This is a genomic window from Yoonia sp. GPGPB17, from assembly GCF_037892195.1.
Taxonomy (GTDB): Bacteria; Pseudomonadota; Alphaproteobacteria; order Rhodobacterales; family Rhodobacteraceae; genus Yoonia.
Genome location: NZ_JATACI010000002.1, coordinates 2,800,637 through 2,821,176 on the forward strand (window position 1 = coordinate 2,800,637; position 20,540 = coordinate 2,821,176).

General features: G+C 52.1%; 21 protein-coding genes and 1 tRNA gene. 16 read left to right on the forward strand and 6 right to left on the reverse strand.

Going from position 1 to position 20,540, the window contains the following annotated elements; translation table 11 throughout:
• Nucleotides 1–63: 63 nt before the first annotated feature.
• From QTO30_RS14755 to QTO30_RS14765, 3 genes are all read left to right on the forward strand, one after another.
• On the forward strand, nucleotides 64–864 hold the full coding sequence (locus QTO30_RS14755; RefSeq protein ID WP_340424852.1) for a tripartite tricarboxylate transporter substrate-binding protein: 801 nt from the start codon (nucleotides 64–66) through the stop codon (nucleotides 862–864).
• A 156-nt stretch (nucleotides 865–1,020) separates the two neighbouring features.
• Nucleotides 1,021–1,566 (forward strand): hypothetical protein, encoded by a 546-nt coding sequence (locus tag QTO30_RS14760; RefSeq protein ID WP_340424853.1) that lies wholly within the window; start codon nucleotides 1,021–1,023, stop codon nucleotides 1,564–1,566.
• Between the two features lie 22 nt (nucleotides 1,567–1,588).
• Nucleotides 1,589–2,128, forward strand: coding sequence for a tripartite tricarboxylate transporter permease (locus tag QTO30_RS14765; RefSeq protein ID WP_340424854.1), 540 nt, complete (start codon nucleotides 1,589–1,591; stop codon nucleotides 2,126–2,128).
• On the opposite strand, the gene QTO30_RS14770 is transcribed toward QTO30_RS14765, so the two are convergent.
• On the reverse strand, nucleotides 2,125–2,730 hold the full coding sequence (locus QTO30_RS14770; protein WP_340424855.1) for a recombinase family protein: 606 nt from the start codon (nucleotides 2,728–2,730) through the stop codon (nucleotides 2,125–2,127). The two genes, QTO30_RS14765 and QTO30_RS14770, sit on opposite strands and share 4 nt — an antisense overlap.
• A gap of 93 nt (nucleotides 2,731–2,823) precedes the next feature.
• Here QTO30_RS14770 and QTO30_RS14775 point away from each other — a divergent pair, with 93 nt between their 5' ends.
• From QTO30_RS14775 to QTO30_RS14820, 10 genes are all read left to right on the forward strand, one after another.
• On the forward strand, nucleotides 2,824–5,709 hold the full coding sequence (locus tag QTO30_RS14775) for a Tn3 family transposase (RefSeq protein WP_340424856.1): 2,886 nt from the start codon (nucleotides 2,824–2,826) through the stop codon (nucleotides 5,707–5,709).
• A 360-nt stretch (nucleotides 5,710–6,069) separates the two neighbouring features.
• Nucleotides 6,070–6,786, forward strand: a complete 717-nt coding sequence (locus tag QTO30_RS14780; protein ID WP_340424857.1) for a hypothetical protein — start codon at nucleotides 6,070–6,072, stop codon at nucleotides 6,784–6,786.
• A gap of 2 nt (nucleotides 6,787–6,788) precedes the next feature.
• Nucleotides 6,789–7,562 carry a hypothetical protein gene (locus QTO30_RS14785; protein ID WP_340424858.1) on the forward strand — a complete coding sequence of 258 codons (774 nt, stop codon included), beginning with the start codon at nucleotides 6,789–6,791 and terminating at the stop codon, nucleotides 7,560–7,562.
• A 221-nt stretch (nucleotides 7,563–7,783) separates the two neighbouring features.
• Nucleotides 7,784–8,500 (forward strand): hypothetical protein, encoded by a 717-nt coding sequence (locus QTO30_RS14790; protein ID WP_340424859.1) that lies wholly within the window; start codon nucleotides 7,784–7,786, stop codon nucleotides 8,498–8,500.
• A gap of 104 nt (nucleotides 8,501–8,604) precedes the next feature.
• Nucleotides 8,605–8,838 (forward strand): hypothetical protein, encoded by a 234-nt coding sequence (locus QTO30_RS14795; RefSeq protein ID WP_340424860.1) that lies wholly within the window; start codon nucleotides 8,605–8,607, stop codon nucleotides 8,836–8,838.
• Between the two features lie 538 nt (nucleotides 8,839–9,376).
• A complete protein-coding gene (locus QTO30_RS14800; protein ID WP_340424862.1) occupies nucleotides 9,377–10,180 on the forward strand; it encodes a DUF2927 domain-containing protein in 804 nt (267 codons plus the stop codon).
• A gap of 412 nt (nucleotides 10,181–10,592) precedes the next feature.
• Nucleotides 10,593–10,904: a hypothetical protein gene (locus QTO30_RS14805; protein ID WP_340424863.1), complete on the forward strand. Its 312-nt coding sequence runs from the start codon at nucleotides 10,593–10,595 to the stop codon at nucleotides 10,902–10,904.
• Between the two features lie 83 nt (nucleotides 10,905–10,987).
• Complete coding sequence (locus tag QTO30_RS14810) at nucleotides 10,988–11,776, forward strand: hypothetical protein (RefSeq protein WP_340424864.1); 789 nt, start codon at nucleotides 10,988–10,990, stop codon at nucleotides 11,774–11,776.
• Nucleotides 11,733–12,104, forward strand: coding sequence for a calcium-binding protein (locus QTO30_RS14815; protein ID WP_340424866.1), 372 nt, complete (start codon nucleotides 11,733–11,735; stop codon nucleotides 12,102–12,104). Before QTO30_RS14810 ends, QTO30_RS14815 begins: the two co-directional genes overlap by 44 nt.
• Nucleotides 12,067–12,744, forward strand: a complete 678-nt coding sequence (locus QTO30_RS14820; RefSeq protein ID WP_340424867.1) for an H-NS family nucleoid-associated regulatory protein — start codon at nucleotides 12,067–12,069, stop codon at nucleotides 12,742–12,744. The genes QTO30_RS14815 and QTO30_RS14820 overlap by 38 nt, the downstream gene beginning before the upstream one ends.
• A 57-nt stretch (nucleotides 12,745–12,801) precedes the next feature.
• On the opposite strand, the gene QTO30_RS14825 is transcribed toward QTO30_RS14820, so the two are convergent.
• Nucleotides 12,802–13,686, reverse strand: coding sequence for a NaeI family type II restriction endonuclease (locus tag QTO30_RS14825; protein ID WP_340424869.1), 885 nt, complete (start codon nucleotides 13,684–13,686; stop codon nucleotides 12,802–12,804).
• Between the two features lie 72 nt (nucleotides 13,687–13,758).
• Nucleotides 13,759–14,715: a DNA cytosine methyltransferase gene (locus QTO30_RS14830; protein WP_340424870.1), complete on the reverse strand. Its 957-nt coding sequence runs from the start codon at nucleotides 14,713–14,715 to the stop codon at nucleotides 13,759–13,761.
• A 289-nt stretch (nucleotides 14,716–15,004) separates the two neighbouring features.
• Between QTO30_RS14830 and QTO30_RS14835 the strand changes: the two genes are divergently transcribed.
• Nucleotides 15,005–16,009 (forward strand): SIR2 family protein, encoded by a 1,005-nt coding sequence (locus tag QTO30_RS14835; RefSeq protein WP_340424871.1) that lies wholly within the window; start codon nucleotides 15,005–15,007, stop codon nucleotides 16,007–16,009.
• The gene (locus tag QTO30_RS14840) at nucleotides 16,006–17,850 is read left to right on the forward strand and encodes an ATP-binding protein (protein WP_340424872.1); all 1,845 of its coding nucleotides are present in this window, start codon (nucleotides 16,006–16,008) and stop codon (nucleotides 17,848–17,850) included. Before QTO30_RS14835 ends, QTO30_RS14840 begins: the two co-directional genes overlap by 4 nt.
• Nucleotides 17,851–17,898: 48 nt before the next feature.
• Here the strand turns inward: QTO30_RS14840 and QTO30_RS14845 are convergent, their stop codons facing one another.
• On the reverse strand, nucleotides 17,899–18,111 hold the full coding sequence (locus tag QTO30_RS14845; protein ID WP_340424873.1) for a helix-turn-helix transcriptional regulator: 213 nt from the start codon (nucleotides 18,109–18,111) through the stop codon (nucleotides 17,899–17,901).
• Between the two features lie 208 nt (nucleotides 18,112–18,319).
• Nucleotides 18,320–18,406 (reverse strand) — tRNA-Leu (locus tag QTO30_RS14850).
• A 157-nt stretch (nucleotides 18,407–18,563) separates the two neighbouring features.
• Between QTO30_RS14850 and QTO30_RS14855 the strand changes: the two genes are divergently transcribed.
• Nucleotides 18,564–19,544 carry a complex I NDUFA9 subunit family protein gene (locus QTO30_RS14855; RefSeq protein WP_340424875.1) on the forward strand — a complete coding sequence of 327 codons (981 nt, stop codon included), beginning with the start codon at nucleotides 18,564–18,566 and terminating at the stop codon, nucleotides 19,542–19,544.
• On the opposite strand, the gene QTO30_RS14860 is transcribed toward QTO30_RS14855, so the two are convergent.
• Nucleotides 19,541–20,344 carry an undecaprenyl-diphosphate phosphatase gene (locus tag QTO30_RS14860; protein WP_340424876.1) on the reverse strand — a complete coding sequence of 268 codons (804 nt, stop codon included), beginning with the start codon at nucleotides 20,342–20,344 and terminating at the stop codon, nucleotides 19,541–19,543. The genes QTO30_RS14855 and QTO30_RS14860 overlap by 4 nt on opposite strands.
• Between the last annotated feature and the right edge of the window lie 196 nt (nucleotides 20,345–20,540).

The following is a 20,540-nucleotide window of genomic DNA, read 5'->3' on the forward strand; positions in this document are numbered from 1 at the left end:
CAAGGAGACTACTCTGTACCGCCGCCGTGGCACTGGGGCTTTCCACGCTGGGTGGAGCAGCGGTTGCGCAAGACAATTGCGGCATCGAGCGACCCATTCGGGTTGTCGTTGGATACGGCGCCAAGCGGTGGAACCGACAGCTATGCGCGTATTCTGGCAGGATCGATCCCGGAATTTCTGGATGGAACGCCAATGGTCGTAGTCAACCGTCCGGGCGGAGCGCAGGTCAATGCCATGCGTCAAGTCCTGGACGCGGATGCGGACGGTTTGACGGTGCAAGTCGCGGCCATGGGCGGGGCTTTGATGAGTACCATGATCCGCGATCAAGGAATTGACTGGTTCGAAGATTTCCGCGCCGTTGCACAGTTTGGCGAAACGAACCAAGCGCTGGTTGTTCAGACCGAAAGCGCCATCACAACCGCCGAAGAACTTCTGGCCTCTATCCGTGCGCGTTTTGAGAGCGGTGAGAAAACAACCTGGTCGCATCCGGGCCGTGGGTCTGTCAGCCATGTAGGCGTGACCGCGTTTCTTGAGCTGAACGGCGTCCTGGATATGACGCAGGATGTGCCGTTCCAAGGTGGCGGTGAGACCCGCAATGCATTGTTGTCCGGCGATGTCGACTTTTCCGCAAGCGGCGTACACACCGTGCCTGCCTTTGCTGATCGGCTGGTGGCGGTTGGTTTGCTCGCCGAAGAGCGCGACCCGGTTGTCGACAACGTGGCCACGCTGGCAGAGCAAGGCGTTGACTTTGTTCCGACATCGTCGCCCATCATCGTCGCAGCACCTGCAGGTGTCTCTGACGAATATGTCGAGTGCCTTGCGACTGCGGTGGCTAAGCGCGGTCGAGCACAGGTCATTTCTTAGCCTGACAAGCAAAGCGAAACAGGCCGTTGTCTATCGGAACTCTGGCGAAACCACGGCCTATCTGGAGGGTTTGGCTGACGCCTGGAAACCCACAGTAGATGCGGTCAGAGCGACGCTTGAAAACTAACAAGAAATCTCCCGAGCGAGGTGGGTAAAGTGGGACCGGAACAAACAACAAATGACAGCAACGATCAGCCAGTGAGAGACCTCGGAGCGGCGGTTCTGATGCTATTGGTTCTGGTCCCCTTTTCAACGCAGATCTCCGAGATATTCGTCGACCCCTCGGACCCCGGTTTTGGGTCACAGGATTTTCCGAAGCTTATCGTATGGCTTGGGATAGCCTTAAGCTTGGCCTTGGCCGCGAAGGCGATCTGGGCCATGCGCGGGGTGCGTGCGCCTGTTTCCATCTCTTTCGATCAGCTTGCTGGTCCCGCGCTTTTGTTCGTGGTGGCAGGGTTCTACATCTACGCCATCGGGCTTTTTCAATATGCCCTGCCGACCCTTGCGCTCTTGGTCTTTCTTTCGGCGTATTTCGGGAACAGGGGATGGAAGCGCACAATTCTGATGCCACTTTGCGCGGTCGGGATCTATTACTTCGTCTTCTTCATCCTGTTCGGTATTTTTGAGGAGCGTGGCACGATCCTGTCCTACGACAGCTACGGGTTCGCGCGCTCTGTGCGCAGCCTTTTGGGCCTCAACTAAAATCACGAATTGGGAGGGGTCGATGGGCATTATCGACGGTTTTTCTGCGCTCTTTGGCTCTTGGCAGCCGGTTTTCTTCGCGATCCTTGGAACGCTGATCGGGTTGATCGGAGGCGCTATCCCGGGCCTGTCGTCGGGCGCCATGATCGCAATCCTGATCCCGGTGACCTATTATCTTGATCCGCTGGCGGCGCTGGCGCTGATCTATACGGTCTCAAAGTCTTCGGACTTCGGGGGGTCGATCCCGGCCATCCTGTTCAATACACCGGGCACACCCCAGGCCTCGGCCACGCAGATCGAAGGGTTTCCGCTGTGCAAGCAGGGAAAGCAGGGCAAGGCGCTTCGCATGGCAGTTATTGCGTCGGCGCAGGGGGATTTGTTCTCTGAACTTCTTCTGATCTTTGGCGCGGCGATATTGGCCGTTTATGCCGCCTCGCTGGGACCTCCTGAATTTGTCGCCATCTACTTCTGTGCTTTCGTCATCATCGGCGGATTGCTTGGAAAATCCGTTATCACCGGCTTTCTGGGGTTGTTTGCGGGAGGGGGCGAAATGACACTCTAAGGATTTTCGCGGTGCCGTTTTACGATTGTGAGGACCGTATTCTTGCTGATGCCGAGGTCACGAGCGATCCAGCGATAGCTGCGACCTTCCTCGACCGCTGCAAGAACTTTGGGCGCGAGCTTATCTGATTTTGGTCGTTGACCCGGCTGACGGCCGAGTTTTCGACCACGCTCCCGCGCCGCCGCCAGTCCAGATTTCACACGTTCACTGATAAGATCGCGCTCGAACTGGGCGATCCCGGCGAGGATTGTTGCCATCATCCGGCCATGTGGTGAGTCCAACTCAAATGTCATGCCACTCATGGCGACAACTGAGACTTTCCAGCCTGCCAATTTATGCAGCGTATCAAGCAGGTCTTGGGTGGATCGTCCCCACCGGCTCAGCTCTGTCACCAGAACCGCATCAATTTTCCTTGTTTGAGCAAGAGCCATCACTTCGTTTCGTGCTGCTCGATTTGATGCTGTGCCCGACACCGTTTCTTTGAATTGTCCGACGACTTCAAAGCTGCCACGCGCTGCGAATGCGACCAGATCCGTGATCTGCCGTTCGCAGGATTGGTCATTGGTCGAAACCCGCGCATAGATGACAGCCCGCTGTCCCAATTGAACCCCTTCGGATATTGACCTTGCAAGTCGTTGATATTGTTGAAGTGGTTATTGTCACAAACAAACACTTGTTCAATAGGTACAGCATTCATGCCCCGGCGTAGTATTTTGACCGAACGGCAGCGTTCGGCGCTCCTTGATCTACCAACAGATGAAATGTCATTGCTCCGACATTACACGCTGTCCGACGAAGACCTTGAGAATATCAATGAACGCCGCCGTCCCGAAAATCGCCTCGGATTTGCGCTCCAACTTTGCGCACTCAGATATCCTGGGCGGGTGTTGTCACTTGGGGAGGTTATCCCACATGATGTCTTGGCCTTCATCGGCGCGCAGTTGGGGCTGACTGGTGACGCTCTACTTTCTTACGCTGCGAGGCGTCAGACACGCCAAGAGCATCTGGAAGCACTGCGCGACATCTACGGATACAAGGCATTCACGGGCCGGGGTGCGCGTGACCTGAAGGATTGGCTGGACGCGCAAGCCGAACTTGCGACCTCGAACGAAGACATTGCCCGCCGGTTCGTTGAGGAATGTCGCAGATCTCTAACCATACTTCCCGCCATATCAAAGATTGAGCGGCTCTGTGCGGATGCGTTGGTGGCGGCAGAAAAGCGGATTGAAACAAGGATCGCTGACAGATTGACCGATGAGATGCGCGTCAGGATCGATGCATTGCTGTCTGAACAAGTCGATGAGCGCCTGTCGCGGTTTGTCTGGTTGCGGCAATTCGAGGTGGGAGACAATTCGGCAGGAGCCAATCGCTTGCTGGACCGACTGGCGCTCCTTCAAGGATTTAATCTCTCGCCAGACTTGTTAATGGGTGTGCCAACTCATCGCGTCACGCGACTCCGCCGACAGGGCGAAAGGTATTTTGCGGATGGTTTGCGTGATCTGCCAGATGATCGCCGCCATGCCATACTTTCAGTCTGTGTTGTCGAGTGGCGCGCCGCAATTTCTGATGCTGTTGTCGAAACCCATGACCGGATCGTTGGCAGGACATGGCGAGAGGGGCAAAGACTGTGTGATGCCCGTGCGGATGATGCAAAATCCGCCGTTCAACACACCTTAAAGTCATTCCGAGATTTGGGAACGGGACTGTTGGGGGCCAAGAATGACGGCGCATCGCTTGATACTGCCGTGACTTCCTCTACGGGCTGGCCCGATTTGGAGGCATTGGTCGCAACAGCATCACAGTTGACCGACATACTTTCATCAAACCCCATTACTCATCTCGTGCTGGGCCACAACCGCTTCCGACGCTATGTGCCTCGAATGCTCCATCTTCTTAAGATTCGTGGGGCGCATGTCGCAATACCTCTCATTGCTGCTATTGAGTTGATCAAAAATGGCGCAACGCATGATGTGCCAACAGATTTCCTGCGGCGCACCTCGAAATGGCATCAGTATCTGAAGGCGCAAGAACCGGAGGACCGACGCCTTTGGGACGTGGCTGTTCTGTTCCATCTGCGTGATGCCTTCCGATCGGGCGATATCTGGCTGGCACAGTCGAAACGCTATGCTGATCTTAAACAGGTGCTGGTTCCCGCCTCAACGGCAGCAGCAAGTGCGCGGCTTGCCGTGCCGCTTGATCCTGAGCAGTGGTTGGCAGACCGCCACGCCCAGATGGAAATTGGTCTCGAAAAGTTATCCAAGGCAGCGAAGCGAGGAACCATCCCCAGTGGTACAATCGAAGATGGGGTGCTGCAACTCAGCCGGTTGCCGACCCAAACACCAAACGGTGCGGCGGATCTCCTCTTTGATCTCTACAAGCGTGTGCCGGATATGCGGATCACTAACATCATGCTGCACGTCGATGAGGCGACCGGTTTCACCGAAGCCTTTACGCATTTACGAACTGGTGCACCCCCAAAAGATCGGATTGGCTTGCTGAACGTGCTGCTGTCCGAAGGTCTCAATCTGGGTCTGAGCAAAATGGCTGACGCAAGCAATTCGCATGGATTTTGGGAACTGATGCGCATCTCGCGCTGGCACATTGAAAGTGAATCATACGGTCGTGCCCTTGCGAGCATCGTCGATGCGCAGGCCAAGTTACCAATGGCGCAGTTCTGGGGCATGGGGTTGACCGCATCCAGCGACGGTCAGTTCTTTCCCACCACCCGTCAGGGCGAGGCGATGAACCTGATCAATGCTAAATACGGAAATGAGCCGGGGTTGAAAGCCTACACACACGTTTCGGATCAGTTTGCACCGTTTGCATCTCAAGCCATACCCGCCACGGTCAGCGAGGCACCTTACATCCTTGATGGGTTGCTGAACAACGATGTTGGCAAGCGGATCAAGGAGCAATACGCCGACACCGGTGGCTTCACCGACCATGTTTTTGCGGTCACATCGATCTTGGGTCATAGATTCATTCCGCGTATCCGGGACTTGCCATCAAAGCGGTTGTACGTCTTCGATGCTGGGGGAACACCGCAAAACTTAAAGGGAATGATCGGCGGCAAAATCCGCGAGGGGTTGATTGCCAGCAATTGGCCCGACATTCTCAGGATCGCCGCGACGATGACGACCGGCACTATTGCGCCCAGCCAGATTCTGCGCAAGCTGGCGTCATACCCTCGCCAAAACGATCTTGCTGTTGCTTTGAGAGAAGTTGGCCGTGTCGAACGTACATTGTTCATGTTGGATTGGGTCCTCAACGCCGATATGCAGCGGCGCGTACAGATCGGGTTGAATAAAGGCGAGGCGCACCACGCGTTGAAGAATGCGCTACGCATCGGCAGGCAGGGCGAGATCCGTGACCGAACAACCGAGGGACAGCACTACCGAATGGCGGCGCTCAATCTGCTGGCCACAATTGTCATATACTGGAACACCGCCCGCCTTGGCGAGGCTGTCGTGCAGCGTCAAGAGGCAGGTCTACCCGTTCAGCCAGACTTGCTGGCGCATACATCGCCGCTCGGTTGGGCGCATATCCTGCTGACCGGCGAATACAAATGGCCTAAGAAATGATGAGTATTACAGCGAGAATACAAGCAGACATTGATTTAGTGGAATATTATTGAGGTAGTTCCAACGGTTCGACACGACCCAAGAGCATAATTTTTTGCATACGGCCATCCTAAGGGTAACCATGTCATATTAAAGTTACGACGAGTTGATCTATGGTTATGGACAAGCAATAGTTGATTCTATCCGCGGCGTTGCATTTCATAAGTGTAACAACATGATCGTGGTGGTAGGTTTCCTAAATTGTGTTGGCGTTGAATTCGCCTTCACCCCTGTTGTATTACCTTTGTTCGTTTTCCATGGTTAAACCACAGGCTTTCAACATGACGGCCTTGAAGAAAACCAAGTCAAACTGAGGGCACAATGTCAAAAAGGCATTTATCAACTAGTTCATTAGCTGATGGTCTCGAAAGCGCACTGATTTACAGTCTTCTTTCGAGTGCATTACTTACGCTGAGCGTACCATTAGTCAGTGCAGAAACCGAAAACATTGAATGCCAGCAACTATTTGCACAACCTGCCGTTTTGGAGTTCATCGATGGATCCACAAACAATAATTCTCTTGACGTGGTACGAGGTTGGAATGCTTGGGACCGGCCAATGGAAAGCCGCATCCGCATTGATGATGTCATCCAACACACAGCTTTCGAAGCTTCAACATACGACAGCGCATTCTGGCTAAATCTCGATCTAAATCACGATGGTGCAGAGGACCTAGTGATCGCGACGGACCTGCTACAGGGCAATGGTCGTCCCAGCTACCGCAAATCAGCAAATATACGGGCATACTGTTCAGAAGGCGGACAAAATTTCGTTAGCCTTCAAAGTCCATGCTCAATGCTCTCGCTTGGCGGTTCTGTGGTCATCACCAATTGGGACATTACGGGCGCGCCCGAAGTTGAACGCTACGCGAACGATGGTTGGACTGTAGGGGTCGCACCGCTAAACATTGACGGAAATAACTATCTATTTACAGCTCATTCGTCAGTTATTGATGAGGAAGTAAATATTAAGTTTTTACTTTGGTCTCTTAACGAGCGCGCCTTTTCTCAAATCGCAACTTGCCAAATGGAGAATTAGACATGCCACTCGCAAATGTTACCGTGTTGGATCAGAATACTTATGAAGACTTGCGCAATGAAGAAATCAAACGAAGCGAGAATAATCAACTTGCGACAGGAGCCATTATTGAGCATTCAGTTCAAGATGATGGTACTGGAAGTTTATTTATAGGTTACGGTTGGGACGTTGATCAGAACTCCGCCAACGATACAATTGACCTCTTTGATAATGCCGGGATACCGCTTACCCAAGCCGAACAAGTCGCTTTGACACAGTATAAAAGTGGCACGATCAACGAAGCTGACTTCTTGGCCGCATGGGCGGGTGTAACGGTAACAGAAGCAGAAGCAACAGACTTGCTCAATGTTGCTGTCGAAGAATGGGAAGCTGGTCTGACCGCCGCACTTGGAGCCGACGATATACAGATTTCATCTGAACGGGCGGCGTTTATTTCTCAAACCTACAATTTGGGTAGTGGTGCGGGCATTCCCGCTAACATTCCCACACAGATTGGGTTGGTACAGCGAAACCCACAAGATGATCCAGGAAGGTTTGAGCAAAGAGCTGAAATATGGTGGGAAATAGCATACAATAGTAACTCGCTTACTCAGGATAATGCCGTGCTGTTTGGACTCCAGAACCGGAGATTTCGTGAAGCAGACACATTTGACCTTTACTCAAGTGACAGCGAGCCTCAAACCAACGAAGAAGCCAAGTTTATTTATCAGTTTTTGGCTCGAAAAAACGGAACACGCGTATTGAGTATACGGTTTCGCGAATATGATCGGAGCTAAAGGTCGAACTTCAATCAGTTTGAGTGAATGCCCTACATACTACCGCAAAGGCACAACGCGCTGCGATAGTTGATGTCTCCGCGCGCCATGCCTTTGCTCATATCGTCAGTGTTGGTCATGTCCACCGCCAATGACCGAAGGTGATCAATCTCAATGACTGCAGGTGCCCAATCGATTGACCGTCGCCAGCAGAGCGGGTCGATGAAAATAACGTCGTGCTGATGGAAGACGGCGATGATATCGTATTTGGAGACGTCGGAAGCGATTATATCGACGGCGGGTCAGAAAATACGGGTGATCTACTTTCTTACGAACTTCTAGCCAACGGGGTGCAGTTTAACCTAGGGGCAGAAGAGGGACTTGACGGCACGGCAGTTTTTGCGGTGACGGATCGAACCAACCCAACGCTTTGGCAAGACTTTGTCTCCAATTTTGAAAATATTTCACTAACTAACTCCGATGATATTGTCGCCGTAACCGAGGAACTGCTGGATCAAGCCGGGGTAACGGTTGATGCTTTAGAACAAGAGGAGGCGTCTCTTGGCGGAGTTGGCGATGACATATTGATTGGGGGCCGCGACTTTAGGGAGGCCACGCCGACAAATGCAGATTATGCGGCAGATGATCCCGACTTCCTTTATGGTGGTGCAGGTTTTGACACTTACCATGCCGTTCGAAATGACCAGATATTCGACCGCGACTTCACTCCGGATGGACAAGTCTATGGAGATGGCGAAGTGTTCTATGAGGGCCTTTTACTGACCGGTGGGTCGGAAGTACCGCTTGGCACAGCGCCGTTTCTGTCAATTCCTCAGTTAGGACTAACTCCCGAAAGCTTCACATACTATGAAGCAGCGTCTGGTGAATTCTATTGTGTGGCGGACACGACCTATACTTTCCAGGAGTTACCCGACCGACAACCCTTTGTGTTGTCCTAAAGGATGACCCACTCAATCCAAATTCACTCTTCATCTTTGACTTTGATACCACCGCATCAAGCTACCTCGGCATCACACTAACTGATGCACCAGCAACTTCGTCTATGACAAGTTCACTTGATAGTGGTTTTGGGGGTTTACCTGCGACAGAGGGGAGCCATGATACATTTATTTTTACAGAAAATCGTGCCGTGGATCTTGTTGAGGTCGAGCTGACTATGCAATCAGATATTGATGTCGGTGTTTCGCGGTTAAGTCCAGTCGAAGAAGTGGCGGAAGCGGACCAACTTATCGATCTCATTGGGCCGGTGGAGCCTGACCAGTTCATGTTGGCTTAACTCATCTCTCGCGACCTGTTTTACATGCTTTGCTTAGAGTTTCATTTCGCCCCATACCGCAAACGACCCCGTTCAGACAATGCGCGGCTAAAAGATCAAAAGAGCCCAATCTGTGAATTCAAAATTCTCGCTGCGCGCGCTCGCAGCACAACATTTGCTGCAGATGCCCAGTTCGGGACGCCGCGCGGCAGCGGAGATCGCTGCCATTCGTTCACCTCGCAGCGAGATTTGTCAGGGTAACTCACAGGTTGCGGACAAACCGGACCATTAGTAGATTTCGGGCAACGACCGCTTTTGCGTCGCCAAACGGAATCGGGAGGCGTTATCGGACAAGCTTCTGCGTTAACTGCATGCGAAAGAACAAGCCTTCGTCATGAAGGTTTCGTTCGATTGCCGCAAATTAGCTTGCAATTTACACGGCTAAGGCGACATCTTAGCTATTGTGCTTCGTCGTTGGTTGCGTAAGTTGAGATGAAACTAGCTGACACGAAATGTAGTAACAGGAACTCAGTTGATCACAAGCAATGCAATGAGGTGCGTGATTTTAGCATTCACGCTGATACTCATTTGGTCTCAAAGCAGTGCGCAAGATGTTGAAGGCGACCCCTTAAATATAGGGCTTGCAGCGGAGGCTCAAACAATACTTGACGCCGGACAAGGGCAGGCACGTAAGTGGCTGGCTCCGCCGGATGTCGTTGTGGTTTACAGAGATCCCCGTATGCCCGCATTCGTCCAATCAACACTTGCTGAAATTGAAATGGGTCGTGAAAATTTCTTCGGTTTTGGCGAAGTTAAGTTCTTTGATTTAAATGATTACACTGATGATCTTTACCGTAAAACAGATGTCAGCATTATTCGTATCGGTGAGGAAGGTCACGAACGGAAACTGAGATTAAGTTTGAACCTTGGCGACCGAGATATCCGGATCCATGGGAATATATTTGTATTCACTGTTGGCCTAGAAGAAATGCTTCTTCTAGGCGCTTTGACACAAACTGATCCACAATTCATGCGCACAATGGCGAAAGATGAGGAACAGAATTGCCATTACTCGGCTTGGTCGACTGATGACGTAATACACACAGCGGCCACATATGTACGTAGCGACTATCCCGAAACTTGGATTCTCAACTGCCTGTATGAGGAAATGTTTCAGTCACTCGGGCTGTTAAACGATGCAGTAGGATCAGTTAATTTTACGTTTGATGATACTTTACGACCAGTTGAGGATCGCACGCTCGACCGCTTGCTCCTTGACGCACTTTATCATGATACAGTCCAGCCAGGATCCCCTGTTGGTGACACTGTAGACATATTCACTCAAACTTTAGAACAAAGGTGACCCGATAGGCCTGTACAGATCAGATTCAAGTCAAATTATTCCTACCATTGTAGATGAGGACGGCTACAGCTTCGACTACGATGATTTCATAAATAATAATGGAAACGATCCAAGGTTCGATCTGGACGGAGATGGCGACGTCGATAGGGATGACTATAACTACTACGACAATAACAATGATGAGTTACTGACACCGGATGATGATTTTGATGGTGATGGGATCATTGAACCATTTGAAGATCTTCTGAGTGATAGCGATCCTATTGGAGACGCGTTTAAAGACCTTGCCAACTACTTTCAAAACCCACCAAACTCCCCGCTAGTTCTCGACCTTGATGGCGACGGTATTGAACTCACCTCACTCAACGGCGCCACGGCTTACTTCGACGTTGACGCGAATGGCTTCGCCGAGTTGACCGGTTGGGTCGCCCCTGATGATGGTCTCTTAGCACTTGATATCGACGGTGATGGGATCATCAACGACGGATCCGAACTATTTGGTGACCAAACTGGTTATGATCACGGGTTCCTCGCGCTGGCCGCGCATGATGGTAACGGCGACGGCACTATCAACGCTGATGACGCTGTATTTGACGATCTGTTAATTTGGCAAGACGCAAACTCTGACGGGATCAGCCAGGCAGGCGAAATGCGCGGACTAGCTGAAGTCGGTATTGCGTCAATATCGGTGAATGCAACAGCGACGAACTATCAAATCGCTTAAGCAACGATATCCTTTGGGAAAGCACTTTCACTTGGGCTGATGGGACATCTGGGGATGTCGTTGATGCATTTTTCCAAGGCGATATGCTTGATACAGTCGCTTTGGTGCCTGACGATTTCACCTATCATGCTGATGCATTCATTCTTCCCGGGTTTGTGGGGGTAGGATCACTGGCCTCCAGTTGGGTTGCATTGTCTCAAGACGACGCCTTGCGACAACAAGCAATCAACTTGGTCGCACAAGCATCGTCCGGCGATATTACAGGCTTCCGAGCAGCTTTTGAAGACTTCGTTTTGGCGTGGGGGGATGCAGACGATGTTGCGGCCGGAAGCCGTGGCCCCTACATTGATGCCCGCTATTTGACGTTTCTAGAAAACGTCTTTGATGAAAGTTTTGCTGGTGGGAGTGGCGGAAACCCGCAAACACGTGCTGGCGCACAGATGACCGAAGGAATGACAAACCTGTTGGACACTATGGCAGCAGAATTCCTTGCAAAGGTAGCTCTATCAAATGCGGCGTTGAACAGCTCTGATGACGCGACATTTGATGCGCTTCTGTTGTCCAACCCTCTCACTGACATCTTTGACGTAAACATCGCGACATCATTCAGCGAGATTGTAGCCGACTACGACGCCGGGACCTTCAGTATCGATGATGTCAAAGCGCTGCTCTGGCTACTTGAGAACGCAAGCGGGGATGAGGCACAATTTAGAGCAGACTTCATAGACGGTGTAGCCAATGCTGGTTCGAGCACTGCTGGGTTTCTGTATGCGGCCCGTCAAAGTGGCGCGGAGCAAACCGTTGATGGCACGTCTGCAAGCCGAAACTTTGTCAGCAACAGCGGGCTCGCTCATCGATGCGGGCGGCGGTGATGACTACATCTATGGTAGTTCATCATCGGACGTCTATTTCTATCAAGCCGGTGATGGATCTGACACTATCCGTGAAGATGGCAATGGCGACGATACGTTGGTGTTCACGGACTCAAACGCTGTCGATATGTCCTTCTCGCACAACAGCGGAGGCGATCTGGTAATCAGCATTGGTGCCGAAACGATCACAGTGATTGATCAGTTTTCCACCAGTAGCCGGGATATCGAGGAGATCGTCTTCGCCGACGGCACTGTTCTTGACAAGGCGGGCATCCGCGCGAAGGCGCTGATTGACCAGAGACACGGGCTACATTCGCGGCTTCAATGAGGCCGATAGCTATGAGCACACGGCAGGTGATGGATCTTACACCATCCGGGAGAATGGCAACGGCGACGACACCTTTGTCTTCACCGATCTGAATGCCGGTGATGTCACTTTCTCTCACAACAGCGGTGGCGATCTGGTAATGAACACCGGTGCGGAGACGGTGACCGTCACGGACCAGTTCTCCAGCAGCTCGCGCGACATCGAAGAGATCATCTTCGCCGATGGCACTGCGCTGGATAAGGCCGCGATCCGTGAGAAGGCGCTCATTGACCAGAAAGACACGGGCTATACACCTATGTCGATTGATCTCAAATCAATGACCAGAAAAGACCTCGAAAAACTCAAAGTGAATGTTGAGAAAGCGCTTGCGCGGGTGGTAAAGACGGAGATGAAAGAGGCTTTGGTCGCTGCCGAGAAAGCCGCCAAAGCTCACGGATTCTCTTTGTCGGAGCTCACCGGCGGAGGTGTTGCATCAGACAAACCAAAGAGGCGTGCGGCCAAAAAAGCCAAAAAGTTGGGTGCGCCAAAGTACGCCAATCCTGATGACAAGGCAAAGACCTGGACAGGCAAAGGGCGTCAGCCAGACTGGTTTGAGGCTGCGATGGCTGCAGGCAAGACGCCTGAAGATATGGCAATCTAAGAAAGATAACCCAGGGTTGAGTCAGGCTCACATTGTAGTCTCTCTCAAAGGCACAGATCATATATAGATCGCGCCAATTTGTACTAGCTTTTGTCGCTCAACCTCATTGCGAGGGACAATCGCCATGAACGTTCTGGGCGGGAGTTTGCCTCGGCCAAGCTCCTGCAAAAGACCGTTGCCAAAGGTGTCCGACAACAACGCTATTCCTTCTGGACCCAGCACGCCTCGTGCACCCTGGTTTTTCCTCAGGCGTTTCATCGGATCGTCCTGGTCAAACAAGAGCGCCTCGACCACCTCTCGTGGGACCGGCTTCTCCAGGTTTTGTCGGAAAAACTCGGAGGCGCGCGCGGTGCCTGGCTGCAACTTCCTAAGCTCTCGAAACGCTGCCATATCGAATGCTCGCCACACTGATGGCGGAAAGCCTGCGCCTTCTGCTAACCACAAGACATTCTCCACGGCACCTGATTTGACGCCCCTCTTTCCGTCTCGATTGGGCGCATTGAGATATTGCTCCCGAGCTAGCATGACCCCCATCCAGCATCGGCTCTCATCTTCCTTTGAGTTGATGACCAGGCATGGTCCCTCGTCACGGTACGTTTCGGGTGGAATCATCCAGCTATTGTCGAGGGTGTTCTTGATATCTACGTCCCGGTTTCCGATGACCAAATCACGAATCCCCTTGGGAGCACCCAGAATATCGCGCACGTAGTGTTCGATCTTCAACCCGACGAAGGTCTTCTCTACGTTGTCCAGTTCACGGATTTCAGTGCGTCCAGTTCGAATTGGGTCCAGGACAAAGTCGATGGCATCACGAACGGCTTGTGGGAACGCATCTTGTATTTCCGCATCGCCGCCAGCGATATCGAAGATGCCGTCACGAATTCTGGCCAGCTCTTCGAAGTCTGGATGACCAGGCATCACTACTGACGGCAACATCTTCATGCCGCATCATTGACGGCATTTGTTGGTGTTGTGGAGTCTAAATGGTTGAAAAGGCTGGCGTTTCTTTGTCCGCTACGCCACTGCGTACAGAGTCCTTGCGGATAGCGCGACATGAAGCTGCTTGCCTACCGCTTCGGCAACTGGCGGCGGAAAGGCGTTTCCTACCTGCCTATATGCGTTGGTCTTGGCGCCAGTGAAGTGCCAACTGTCCGGGAACCCCTGCAGTTTCGCCACCATCGGAACAGTCAAACGTGGCATACCAATGTGGTCTCGATGAGGGGCTTCCGGTGCAATTGTTCGCCCTTCCACGCCCAGCGATGCCCAGGCTTTGCGGGCACGGGTTGGCCCAAGGTCGGGACCGCCATGTTTCTTGCTGCCTCCAACGATTGTCGGGGCGATCTCGTTGGCTTGTTTCACCCACGAGTCAACGCCCTGCCAGCCATTTTCTGACATCATGCGTTTCAGAGTTTGGCCAACCGTCCTGGGCTTTCTTTTCGCAGGCTCCGGCCACGAAAAATGTTCTACTCGACTTTCTTCGATGGCCATGATGACAACGCGAGGACGAAGCTGCGGCACGCCATAATCGGAGGCGTTCAGGAGCTTAGGCTCAGAATGGTACCCTAGCTTCTTGAGCTGTTTCTTGAGATGCAGGCGGTAGTCTTCGAACACAGCGTCCAAAAAACCGCGAACGTTCTCAATCATGATCGCTCGTGGGCGCACGACATCAATGATATCGATGGCATCGTCGAAAAGATTGCGCTCATCTTCTTGACCGAGTTGCTTGCCCGCCTTGGAGAACGGAGGGCACGGCAGACCGCCAGCAAGGAGGTCGGCGCCCTGGTACTGCGCCGCATCCTCTTTGAAGTGGCGCATGTCTTCTTCTAGGACGTTCCACTTAGGTCGGTTGTGCCGCAACGTGTTACAACAGTGCTTGTCAATCTCGACCAAGGCTTGATGTTGGAACTTTGCTTTCTCAAGGCCAAGCGCTTGGCCACCGGCTCCCGCACAAAGTTCTAAAGATGTCAGCATGTAGCGGGCCCTCCTTCACACATATACAACAGGTTGCGGAATCCGGTGCAACAGTCTTTAGCTTACCTGCCAGATGTTCACAATATGTTCTAGAGCCTAGAGCAGCTATCTTGATTGCCTTCAAGCTCAACTTCACACAACGCTTACACTTGGTGAATTTAAGCTTTACAATCAAGAAGTGTTAAGGTCGTACGATGGCATAGCTGCCGCGATCGCTCGAAAACTGCTAAAATAATCCAGAAAACTCCTAATGGCAAAAACAACTGTACTTACTGATCAGAGTGGAGACGTGGGCAAGACATTGGCTTCGTATGTTCAATCTGGAAACTTAAACTTCCTAGTCGGTTCCGGTGCCTCGATGCCTGCAATTAGTGTTGCGGGTAACATCGAAAAGGAAATCAACGATCTCATAGAAGCTGGAGACGTAGCAGCTGCCAACCTTGCAGCATTAAAGTTCATTGAAGAGATCGAAGACGCCAATGAAGACATTGTGGCGGATATGGTTGATGGCGACGCCAAAACGACTTTTAATGCATATCTTGGTTTTCTCAGCAACGTTGACCGAATACTCTTCGAACGAAAAACTAACTTGCTATCTCGGCAAGCAAACCTTTTCACAACAAACTACGACATGTTTTTTGAACGAAGCGCTGATGCTCTTTCTGGCTTTATCTTGAATGATGGCTTTGACCGAGCCACCGGCCTGACAGATGCATTTAGGTTTGCGCCAGAGAAGTACTTTGACCGCACCTATCGGTCTGGCAGCGTTTACAATCATCAAGCTGAAGTACCCACGTTCAATCTGATTAAGATACATGGTTCGTTGAGCTGGGGGCGAAATAACCAAGAAAGCATCGTCTTCGAACCGAGAAGACCTGCTGGACTTTCTGATGTTGACAAAGCGAACCCCGAAAAAGTCATCGCTTCATTGAAACAACGAGCTTTGATCTTGCCAAACATTCGGAAGTTTGAATCGACGCTACTCGACCGGGTGTACTTTGATTTACTCCGTCTATTTTCCAATGCCCTTGAACGAGAAAATGCGTTGCTGGTCGCATTCGGATTTTCGTTTGCCGACGAGCACATACTCGATATTACACGTCGAGCGTTGCGCAACCCAACCGCCCAACTGATTGTCTTCTCATACAGTGCCGAAGGTGCGGAGACATACGCCGAAATGTTTAAGCAACAGCGCAACGTGCTCATTGTAGCCCCCGTTGACGGCGCCAGACTTGGTTTCACCGAGCTCAACAAACTGCTCGCGTCAATAGCGTCTGAAATTGACAGCCTATGAGTGATGCCCGACTGCAAAAAGAGGCTGTACTCCGTATCGGCGAGGTTACGGCAGTAACTGGGCGTCGAATTTCGTTGGGCGTCGATGCCGACAAGAACCTCTCTGAGCTTTTCTTTGACGGCGATTTGATTCGCAACGTGGCTGTTGGGAGTTACATCGATATCCGCAAAGGGTTCATTAGTCTCATTGGCCGGGTCGAGGGCGAGAACGCCGTGCCTGACCTCAAACATGGCGAAGAGGGAAAACCTGCCGCGCAGGTCAAGCGAACACTTACCATCGCATTAGTGGGCTTTCTTGATAGATCAGGGACATTCTTCGGCGGAACAAAAGAGCTGCCGCTTGTTGGCAACGAAGCCTTCCTTCTGACCAAGGAAAAGGTTCATCAAGTTCATGACCTTACCGTCTCGTCTACCCTATCCATGAGTGTCGCAACCTCAGAATACGAGGGCTACGACATCAACCTGCCAATCGATACGTTGATGAACAGCCACATTGCGATTTTTGGAAACACAGGCAGCGGGAAATCAAACACGCTCGCATCTTTGTATCAAGGCTTTATCGACACCATGCGAGCAAACAACGAGGTGGCATTTGACGCAAACAGCCGTGTTCTAATTTTCGATTTTAACGGTGAATACGCCAGCAACGATTGTCTGACCACCCAAAAGCAGGTGTACAACCTATCAACTCGCAATGACACAGGAGATAAAATTCCTTTGTCGGACACTGGGCTCTTGGATATCGAGATGCTTTCAATTGTGGCTGATGCAACTGAAAAGACTCAGAAGCCATTTCTCCGTCGCGCACTTAAACTACAAAAGCGTGTCTTGGACGGTGACGAGCCGCTTGAACACACGCGAAACATCCTTCGCAACCAAGTAAAACAAATTCTGCAGATGTCAGACAAGATACGAGCTGACCTCTTGATGGACTACTTGAGGCAGGTATTGCCGGAAGAAGACGAGCATGGTGATGCGGTTGAACTTGCGGCTGACCTCGACTGGCACAATAACTCGGCCGAGTTCAAACTAGGGAACGTATTTCTCAAGCAGAACCCCGATTACATAGAAAACACAACAGTCTATGGTCATGTCGCTCAATTTGAATTCGCTAATGATATCATCTCTGATTTTGTAACATTTGGATACATTCAGCTAATTTATGATGTCCTGTCGAACCGCGCTCAGAACGATCACATTGCTCCGGCGATCAACAAGCTTAAAAGCAAACAAGCGGATATTCGAAAGATATTCGACCCGGTTATTGCTGGCGATCTCTTTGCTAACAATGTCGTCGTGATCAATCTACATGACGTGAACCTTGAGATGAAGAAGACGATCCCTTTGCTGATCTGTCGCAAAGTGTATCAGGAGCACAAGAAATTAGGTGCCCGGAAGTCGCTAAACATTGTTATCGACGAAGCGCACAACATCTTGTCGCGCGAGTCATCCCGCGAAGCTGAAAGCTGGAAAGACTACCGGCTTGAGACGTTTGAGGAAATCGTGAAAGAGGGGCGCAAGTTTGGTGTGTTCGTCACTATTGCAAGCCAGCGTCCGAGTGACATTTCACCGACAATCACCTCACAGGCGCACAACTATTTCATTCACCGTCTGATCAATCAGAAAGACTTACAATCAATCGCCAGTGCAGTTTCTTACATCGACAAGATCACCGAAGAATCCATCCCCACCCTACCAACCGGAACTTGTGTCTTCAGCGGCATTGCTGGTCAGATGCCTCTAAAGCTCGCAATGAAGCCTTTGGAACAGCACCTTCAACCCTCCAGCACGACGCTAAAATTTCAAGATATTCTCGAACAACCTCAAGTGGTTGGTGACTAAGAAAAACGGATGGCCGGGTTTGCAACCCCGGCCACCCAGCTCCTGAAATCAGGAGTGTCGGTTTGGTTTTTCTCGCTGCGCCAGGCGCTTTTGAATCCAGTCCTGCACTTCACTCTCAACCCAGCCCACCCGGTTCGGACCCAGCGGTACCCGCTTAGGGAATTGGCCTGCCTTCTCCAGCCGGGCTATGTGTTGGGGTGAGTACAGAACAAGCTCCTTCACCTGACGTTTTGAAAGTATCCTCATCACGATGTTCTCCATGATTGGAGAGCAACGCGATGCTCTCAGGTTTCGACAAGTCTCCCGAGAGGTCTGTATGCTAAGTCAAAACCTTCCGCTGATTCAATCAACATGCGCCTAGCGGAACATAAGGGCACATAGCATCTCGGCAGAAAGGGTGGACTAAATGGGGGTCTGGAAATTCTCCATCAAAAACTTCTGAATAAATTCAGCAATTTACGGGGAGTATTGGTGCCCAGGAGAGGACTCGAACCTCCACGTCCATACAGACACCAGCACCTGAAGCTGGCGCGTCTACCAATTCCGCCACCTGGGCAGGTCACGTCCGGGCGATTTACGCGCCGATCCAGGTTCTGTCAACGCGATTCGAGTACAAAAAAGTAATGGCTGTTTGATTCATTGCCATTGCGCCTTGTCTTAAGGTGGCGCCGAGGGGTAAACCCGGGGCAGCTACTTATCTAAAGGCCACCGCAATGTCTCAGCTTGTTACCATCTTCGGCGGATCCGGTTTTGTCGGCCGCTACATTGCCCGCCGTCTGGCGAAAGAGGGTTGGCGTGTGCGTGTCGCCGTCCGCAACGTCAATGAAGCGATGTTTGTGCGCCCCTACGGCGTTGTCGGACAGGTGGAGCCGGTTTTTTGCAACATTCGCGATGATGCCAGCGTTGCTGCTGTCATGGACGGTGCTGATGCGGTTGTGAACTGCGTCGGTGTGTTGGATGAGGTTGGCAAGAACACATTTGCAGCTGTTCAGGCTGAGGGCGCCGAACGTATCGCCCGTGTCGCAGCTGCCCATGGCGTGGCGCGTATGGTTCATATCTCGGCTATTGGCGCCGATGCCGAAGCTGCAAGCGTGTATTCCAAGACAAAGGCCGCTGGTGAAGTTGGCGTGCAGGAAAATATGCCAGATGCGGTGATCCTGCGTCCGTCTATCATTTTTGGTCCAGAGGATCAGTTCTTCAACCGCTTCGCTGGTATGTCCCGGCTTGGCCCCGTTCTGCCAGTGATTGGTGCCAATACCCGTTTCCAACCGGTCTATGTTGACGATGTTGCGGCGGCAGCTGTCAAAGGTGTGCAGGGCGAGGCCGAAGGTGGTATTTATGAACTTGGCGGCCCGGATGTGCACACGTTCCGCGAGCTGATGCAGTTGATGCTGGCTGTCATCCGCCGCCGTCGTTTGATCGTGAATACGCCATTCTGGATCGCCCGGATTATGGCGACCGCGTTTGGCATTGGCCGCGCGGTGACCTTAGGTTTGGTCAAAGGGCCTGTGACCAAGGATCAGGTGATCAATCTGGCCGTTGATAATGTCGTTTCAGAAGGTGCGCGTGGCTTTGATGCGTTGGGTATGCGTCCAACGGCGATGGAGGCTGTGCTCCCCGATTATCTGTGGCGTTTTCGTCCGTCGGGTCAGTACGACGCGATCAAAGAGTCGGCTAAAAACCTGAAGACTTAAGCATAGGCAATCCACAGTAGCACGACCCCCAGTCCGATCCGGTAGATCACATAGGGTGTGAAGCTGACGGATTTCAGCAGGCGCATCATCAGTGTCAGTGCCAGAAGTGCCGCCGCAAATGACATTGCGATGACAATGCCGATGTCGCGTATTTCGCCTGTGTCGCCCGTGCTGATTACGTCGAGTCCCAGCAATGCGGCCGACGCAATAATCGTCGGGATCGACATCAGCATGGCCAGCTTGGCAGCGTCTGAACGGGTATAGCCCAGCATCCGCCCCGCCGTGATGGTGATGCCCGAGCGCGATGTGCCAGGGATCAGGGCGACCGCCTGCCATAACCCCATTTGGAAGGCGTCTTTCAGTGACCACTGCGGGGCGGTCTTTTCGGTTGGGCCGTTCTGGTCAGCCCAGTACAGCAGCACGCCAAAGATGATCATCGCCCAGCCGATGACGGCAATCCCACGCATGGCATCTGATAGTCCGGTGACTTTCAGGATCAGGCCGACGACGATTACCGGCACCGTGGCAATGATCAGGCAAAGCGCGAGGAATGCGCCTTGGGTGTCGATCTTGCCGCGTATCAGGCGGAGCAGGCCGCCAAGGGCCAGTTTCACGTCAGACCAGAGGTAAAGAATGACCGCAGCGAGCGTGCCAACATGCGCCGCGACGTCAATGACTTGGCCTTGGTCGTTCATGCCTGACAGGGACGGCAAAAGGATCAGATGTCCGGATGAAGACACTGGCAAGAACTCGGTGATCCCCTGAATCAGGGCGATAAGAAGCAGGTGAAATGTCGTCATTGATCCGGTCTTTGATTCGTCGGGTTCAACCTAACCGCCCCATTTCTTGGGGAAAGAGGCGATATGGGTATCAAAGCGGACCTAAATTTTGATAATTTATGCCGTTAGGCATTGCGAGGCGGTTGATTTTCTTGCATATGGGTCAGTAATGCTGCCTTTTCATTTCACTTGCCGCGTTTTAAAAGGCGGCTCGCCT